The organism is Thiomonas sp., from assembly GCF_054608695.1.
Map to the genome: position 1 here is coordinate 1 of NZ_JBTRXV010000172.1, position 4,039 is coordinate 4,039.

Consider the following 4,039-nt stretch of genomic DNA (forward strand, 5'->3'; position numbering starts at 1 on the left):
CGGTGCTGGTGGTGCACGGCATCGCTTGGAGCATGCGCCGCCTGCAGGCCTCGAGTCATGCCCTGCTCGAAGCGCTGGTGTTCACCGGCACGGGCGTCGGCATCGTGGTCAGCGGGGTGGTGGTGGCCGGAACACAGCCCATGGGCGTGAGTTCGTCGGCGAGCTGGATCGGCTTCGGCCTCGTCTGCGCCGTGGCCACGGCACTGGTTTGGAGCACCCTGGACAGCGCATCCCCAGCAGCAACGGCACACGACCAAGCCGCAACCACGGCAAGGCCGACGATTCCGGCCTGGGCGCTCATCGCCGCCTATGGCTTGATCGGCTTCGGTTATGTCATCCCCGCTACCTTTCTGCCGGTCATCGCCGGCGAGCGTTTGCATCTTCCCGCGCTGCGCGAGTGGTTCTGGCCGCTCTACGGCGCGGCGACCGTCGTCCTGACCCTGCTGCTGCCGCGCATCTTGCGGCACATCGATAACCGCTCTGCTCTGGCGGGAACTTGTATTTCGATGATTGCGGGCATCGTCTTGATCCTGGCCTGGCCGAGCATCATCGGCCTCGCATTGGCGACCATATTGATCGGCGGCGTGCTCATGCCCATCGTGATGGTGGTGATGCGCGAAACGCGCCTGCTCATGCCGCATGACCACACCCGCTTGATCGCCGCGCTCACCACCGCGTTCGGCAGCGGGCAGATCGTCGGGCCGTTGACTGCGGCGTGGCTGGCCGCGCGGCTGCACGGCTTCGATGCGCCGCTGCTGCTCGCGGCGCTGACCCTCCTTGCGGCAACAGGCCTTGCCATGGTGCGGACACAAAGTGCCATACGTCCCGTGGAACAGGGTGTTGGCGAATGGACTCCCGATGCCGCCGATGTAGGGTCTGGGTCTTGCGATGAACCATGAGGTCCATCATGCCGACGACGAATCCTGCTCTGGCGCGCGCCAACCGCTTCTGCGACGCGAACAATCTTCGGATGCCAATCTTGCTGGCGCCGATGGCAGGGGCATGCCCGGCTTCACTCTCGATTGCCGTTGCAAATGCCGGAGGACTCGGCGCTTGCGGCGCGCTGCTCATGCAGCCCGATGCCATTCGGGACTGGACATCGGCGTTCAGAGCGGGCAGCAACGGGGGATTTCAGATCAACCTGTGGATTCCCGACCCCGCTTCGATCCGTGATGGCCCAACCGAGGAGGCGATGTGTGCCTTTCTCGCCAACTGGGGTCCACGACCCAGCCGCGAAGATGGCGATGTGCGGATGCCTGATTTCGCGGCGCAGTGCGACGCCATTCTGGACATCGGTCCCGCCGTGGTCTCCTCCATCATGGGGATCTACCCATGCGACTTCATCGCGAAAGCGAAGTCGCGCGGCATCAAGTGGTTTGCAACAGCAACCACAGTCACCGAAGCCCGCCGTGCGGAGCGCGCCGGTGCGGACGCCATCGTCGCTCAAGGCATGGAGGCGGGCGGGCATCGGGGTGCCTTCAACGCAGCACAAGCCGAGGCCAGCATGGTCGGACTCTTCTCCCTGCTGCCAGCCGTCGTCGATGCGGTGCATGTGCCGGTGATCGCCACAGGTGGCATCGCCGATGCGCGCGGTGTTGCGGCAGCGTTGATCCTTGGCGCGTCGGCAGTGCAGATCGGTACGGGTTTCCTGCGTTGCCCTGAAGCCGCGCTGCCACCGGCATGGGCGGATGCGATCGGAAGCAGCCTGCCGGAACAGACGCTCGTCACACGCGCCTTCTCCGGTCGCGCGGGGCGCAGCCTAGCGACGGCCTATGCGCGTGCCGCCTGCGCTGCGGGTGCGCCACCGGCGGCGCCGTACCCCGTGCAACGCGGTTTGACCCAAGCGATGCGCGCGATTGGAATCAAGAGCAATGATCTTGATCGCATGCAGGCGTGGGCAGGCCAATCCGGTGGGCTGGCACGAGCAGAACCGGCGGCGGCAATTGCAAACCATCTCTGGGAAGGCGCCCTCTCAATGCTCCGATAGGGATCCCATGTCGCCTGGCAACGTGATGCCGAGCCAGTCGTGCAAGCCACGTCCACCTGCCGCAGTGACGCTCACCGCGCGGCTGTCGAGGTGGTGCCGCACCTAACCCAGCTCCAGGCTGCGCCGGTAGATCGCCATGCCGGTGGGGCCGGAGAGGTGATGGCGGCGCGCGCCGGCGCGCCCACCAGCGCGGCGATGCGGGCGATGTCGAGGTCCTGGGTCATCGTGGGTCTCCGGCACATGCGGTTGGCGATGCCGTGATTGTGGGCGCAACACGCGCGGCACACTTCGGCGCGCGCCGAAGCACCACGCCTCACTCCGCAGCAAGACTGCAGATCACTGCGTGTCAGCAATACGCACCAACCAGCGGCGAATGATATTTTCCTCTGCGGCAGAAAGGCCCGACAGCAGCTCGTCCTCGACGAGCTTGACCTTGCTGCGGCAAGCGGCCAGCAGTTGCTTGCCGGATGCAGTGACAGCAATCTGCTGAATGCGCCCATGCACCGCGTGGGCATGGCGTTCGATGGCTCCGCTGCGCTCCAGATTGGTGACGATCACGCTCACCGTCTGTGGCGTCAGCAGCGACACGCGCGCCAGATCGGCACCCGACGCTCCCGGGTACGCCACGAGCATGGTCAGCACCATGAACTGCGGCAGCGTCAGCCCGCTCCCCGCCAGCGCTTGCTCCATGCGTTGTCGATGCGCCGTCTGCGCTTGCCGTAGCAAGTAGCCAATGTGGCCCAACTCGCCGCGCTTGCCTTCGCCGACAGCAGGAACCGAGGTGGGACGTGCGGTCTTTGCCATCATGTTCGAATTCGAATATAGTGTTCGTCTTCTGATATTACCCCATCGAGACCAAAGCCGAACCATGAATACCGATGCATCAACGCCGCGCATCTCCTGGGATGCTTTTGAGCACAACCTTCCCACCGCACCTGCAGCGCTGCGCGCCCTCGGCAAGACCGTGGACGACAGCGGTCTCGACAAGCGTCTGACCGAATTGATCAAACTGCGTGTCTCGCAGATCAATGGCTGCGCCTATTGCATCCAGTACCACTTGAATCAGGCGCGCCGTCTGGGCGTGCCGGATCATCAGTTGGACTTGGTGGCCGCCTGGCGCGATGCCGGGGTTTTCACGGCGCGCGAGTGCGCCGCCCTGACCACTGCAATAGCGACCATCAACGCCTGGAATCGCATCGCCGGCACGCTGCGCTTCACCCCGCCGATTCCGAGTCAAGCACACCCAAGCAGGAGCGCGGTATGACGACTTCGACCCCTGACATTCAGATGGTCGAAGACGAAGCGCATGCACGGCGGTGCCATCCCTTGATGGCGCAGTTGCGTCCGCATCTGACATCTGAAGATGAATTCGTCAGCCGCTGGCACCGACAGTCTTTGGACGGCTATCGATTGCTGGCGCTGCATGTGGGTCCAAATATCCTTGCGTTAGCAGGCTATCGGATTCAGGAGAATCTGGTGCATGGTCGCTTCCTGTATGTGGACGATCTGGTGACCGATCCCAGCTTGCGCGGTGCCGGTCACGGTGCTGCGTTGATCGCGCGCCTGAAGCAAGATGCGGGTCTGTTGGGCTGCACCAAGTTGGTATTGGACACTCCGCTGTCGAACGCGCTTGGCCATCGCTTTTACTTTCGCCAAGGACTGCTCGCCACGCGCTGCGCAATGGTTGACAAGGTCTTGTGGCCTTGCCCCGCCCCGACGCATCAAGGACGCGCGGGATCGCCGTGCTCAAGTGTCGCGAACACGGGCATGCAGTGCTTCGATCAAGGGGCAAGACGTGGATCCGAGGCTGGAGCCGCAGTCGCGCACCATCCTGGCCAGAGCCGCTTCGATGCGGTGCAGACCGGCTATCTTGGCGCGAACATCCATGAGCTTGCGTTCGCCCAGTTCGCGCGCTTGGTCGCAGTGCATGCCGTCGTCGAGTTGCAGCAAGCCGGCGACCTCGTCGAGACTGAAGCCCATGCGCTGGGCGGATTTGATGAATTGCAGGCGGGCGACGTCATCGGGTCCGTAGCGGCGGAAGCTGCCCTGCGG

General features: G+C 64.3%; 6 protein-coding genes and 1 pseudogene. 4 read left to right on the forward strand and 3 right to left on the reverse strand.

Features of this window, described 5'->3' with window-relative positions:
* Nucleotides 1-899 (forward strand): YbfB/YjiJ family MFS transporter (locus ACYCUK_RS23625; RefSeq protein WP_461597030.1); only part of this gene is annotated, 899 nt, incomplete at its 5' end.
* 8 nt (nt 900-907) lie between these two features.
* Nucleotides 908-1,987, forward strand: a complete 1,080-nt coding sequence (locus tag ACYCUK_RS23630) for an NAD(P)H-dependent flavin oxidoreductase (protein WP_461597031.1) — start codon at nt 908-910, stop codon at nt 1,985-1,987.
* Nucleotides 1,988-2,058: 71 nt separating this feature from the next.
* On the opposite strand, the gene ACYCUK_RS23635 is transcribed toward ACYCUK_RS23630, so the two are convergent.
* Nucleotides 2,059-2,211, reverse strand: a complete 153-nt coding sequence (locus tag ACYCUK_RS23635) for a hypothetical protein (RefSeq protein WP_461597032.1) — start codon at nt 2,209-2,211, stop codon at nt 2,059-2,061.
* 112 nt (nt 2,212-2,323) lie between these two features.
* The gene (locus tag ACYCUK_RS23640) at nt 2,324-2,677 is read right to left on the reverse strand and encodes a MarR family winged helix-turn-helix transcriptional regulator (protein ID WP_461597033.1); all 354 of its coding nucleotides are present in this window, start codon (nt 2,675-2,677) and stop codon (nt 2,324-2,326) included.
* 178 nt (nt 2,678-2,855) lie between these two features.
* Between ACYCUK_RS23640 and ACYCUK_RS23645 the strand changes: the two genes are divergently transcribed.
* Both ACYCUK_RS23645 and ACYCUK_RS23650 read left to right on the forward strand, forming a co-directional pair.
* Nucleotides 2,856-3,251 carry a carboxymuconolactone decarboxylase family protein gene (locus ACYCUK_RS23645; protein ID WP_461597034.1) on the forward strand — a complete coding sequence of 132 codons (396 nt, stop codon included), beginning with the start codon at nt 2,856-2,858 and terminating at the stop codon, nt 3,249-3,251.
* A 65-nt stretch (nt 3,252-3,316) separates the two neighbouring features.
* Nucleotides 3,317-3,634: pseudogene (locus ACYCUK_RS23650) on the forward strand (GNAT family N-acetyltransferase); the annotation flags it as partial.
* A 99-nt stretch (nt 3,635-3,733) separates the two neighbouring features.
* On the opposite strand, the gene ACYCUK_RS23655 reads toward ACYCUK_RS23650, so the two are convergent.
* The coding region (locus ACYCUK_RS23655) for a MerR family DNA-binding protein (RefSeq protein ID WP_461597035.1) at nt 3,734-4,039 on the reverse strand (306 nt) is incomplete at its 5' end.

Coding starts and splice junctions, on each gene's coding strand:
- ACYCUK_RS23630 (WP_461597031.1), top strand. CDS start 908: ATGCCGACGACGAATCCTGCTCTGGCGCGCGCCAACCGCTTCTGCGAC.
- ACYCUK_RS23635 (WP_461597032.1), bottom strand. CDS start 2,211: ATGACCCAGGACCTCGACATCGCCCGCATCGCCGCGCTGGTGGGCGCG.
- ACYCUK_RS23640 (WP_461597033.1), bottom strand. CDS start 2,677: ATGGAGCAAGCGCTGGCGGGGAGCGGGCTGACGCTGCCGCAGTTCATG.
- ACYCUK_RS23645 (WP_461597034.1), top strand. CDS start 2,856: ATGAATACCGATGCATCAACGCCGCGCATCTCCTGGGATGCTTTTGAG.